We start from the raw sequence: 259 nt of genomic DNA on the forward strand, positions 1-259 counted from the left end.
ATTTGCGGCTAATAACGCCTCCAGCACGGGTGCGATTAAAGCGATACGCGATTTGAATCTCCGAATCGGAGAGGATATTTCTTTAATTGGGTTCGACGAGAACGAGCTTGCTCAATTCGTGCAGCCAAGAGTGACCGTGGTTAGCAGACCGACTAGAGAGATGGGAATTCAAGCGGCGTAGATGCTCATTCAAAAAAACAAGGGAATGCCTAAAGAACAGACGTAGCTGAAGAATATGATATTGGATGTTGAATTGAAG

At 45.2% G+C, this 259-nt stretch carries 1 protein-coding gene; it reads left to right on the forward strand.

Going from position 1 to position 259, the window contains the following annotated elements; all coding sequences use genetic code 11:
• On the forward strand, positions 1–181 hold a 181-nt coding region (locus tag KVT34_RS30500; RefSeq protein ID WP_254635251.1), incomplete at its 5' end, for a substrate-binding domain-containing protein.
• Between the last annotated feature and the right edge of the window lie 78 nt (positions 182–259).

The organism is Paenibacillus sp. GbtcB18, from assembly GCF_019091125.1.
Lineage (GTDB): Bacteria > Bacillota > Bacilli > Paenibacillales > NBRC-103111 > Paenibacillus_F > Paenibacillus_F chitinolyticus.